The following is a 1,455-nucleotide window of genomic DNA, read 5'->3' on the forward strand; positions in this document are numbered from 1 at the left end:
CCCTATGTTCTTGTCAAGCGGCGAGCTGGTGGTCGGCTTGATAGAGGGTGCCGTCGCGGAGCATGGCATAGAGGACGTCGCAGCGTCTGCGGGCGAGGGCGACGAGGGCTTGGTTGTGGCGTTTGCCCTGGGCGATTTTGCGGTCGTAGTAGGCGCGTGAAAGCGGGTCGCGGAGCGCGGCGAAGGCGGATAGGAACAGTGCCCGTTTGAGGATCTTGTTCCCGCGTCGGGACGGATGCTCGCCGCGAATGGAACTGCCCGAGCGCCGGGTCACGGGCGCCAAGCCCGCATAGGCGGCGAGGTGGCCGGCGGTCGCGAAGTCCTTCCCGGAGACTTCGGTGAGGAGTCTGGCGGCGGTCCTGATCCCGACTCCGGGCATGCTGATCAGGACGGGGTGAAGAGGGTGTGCCTCCACGAGTCGTTCAACCTCGACCGCGATCTCCTCGCGTTGCCGGCGCAAGGCGGCGAGCTGTTCGGCGAGTCTGGGCAGCACGATGCTGCTGGCATTCGTGCCAGTGACCACGACGGTCTGCTCGCTCAGGGCCTGAGTGATCTCGTCCGCGAGACGGCGGCCCATGCGCGAGGCCAGCTTCACGAGACGGTAGCCGAGTCGGGTCGTGCCGGCGGCTTTCATCGCCGCCGGTGTCGGGTAACGCTGCAACAGATCAAGCACCGCGGGATGGTCCAGGTGCGGGCCCAGGACCCGCTCCAACGCTGGGTGAATCTGGGTGAGCAGCCTGCGGATGCGGTTGCTCGTGGCCGTGATCTGGCCGACGACATCGTCGTCGAAGCCGCAGAGCATCGAGAGCTCAGCAACCTGCTCATCAGCCAGCTGCAGCGACCGCAGAGCGTGCGGGAAGCTCCTCGCGGCTTGGGCGATGATCGCCGCGTCGCGGGCGTCGGTCTTGGCTTCGCCGGCGTGCAGGTCCGCGATGCGCCGCATGGCCAGGCCCGGCAGGTAGCCTACGAGGACGCCTTCGGCTTGGGCGACGGCGATCGGCAGGGCTCCGATGGTTGCGGGCTGATCGACGACGAACAAGAACCGGCCGTGACGTTTCAACTGCCCGATCAGCTCGCGCAGCTTCGCTTCGTCGTTGGGCAGTGCCTTGTCGAAGAGTTGCTTGCCGGCCCGGTCGAGGGCGACCGCGTGGTGTTCTCCCTTGCCGACGTCCACGCCGATGAAGACGTCGACGCTGTCGTAGTTCTCGATCATGAATCCTCCGTCTCAGGTTCCACAAAGTCGGCCTGAACCGCGGCATCAAGTCCCGGCATCCACGTTACGAACGGCCTGGGACAAGTCCCGGTCCAGCCCCTATCAGCGATCACCCGATGCCAGTCAGGCCCGGTGACAACACCCCCGGATCATGGACGACTGGGGCAAGAACCATGCCGGGCCTGACAGGCCAACACCCTCACATAACTACAGGATCAAGGGCTACGAAGAAAGTAACGGGG

1 protein-coding gene is annotated in these 1,455 nt (G+C 65.7%); it reads right to left on the reverse strand.

The features are described 5' to 3' along the window. Positions 1-13: 13 nt before the first annotated feature. Positions 14-1,213, reverse strand: coding sequence for an IS110 family transposase (locus tag E3T19_RS00165; RefSeq protein ID WP_134407774.1), 1,200 nt, complete (start codon positions 1,211-1,213; stop codon positions 14-16). Positions 1,214-1,455: the final 242 nt, after the last annotated feature.

The organism is Cryobacterium sp. TMT4-31, from assembly GCF_004403385.1.
GTDB lineage: Bacteria > Actinomycetota > Actinomycetes > Actinomycetales > Microbacteriaceae > Cryobacterium > Cryobacterium zongtaii.

Coding starts and splice junctions, on each gene's coding strand:
- E3T19_RS00165 (WP_134407774.1), bottom strand. CDS start 1,213: ATGATCGAGAACTACGACAGCGTCGACGTCTTCATCGGCGTGGACGTC.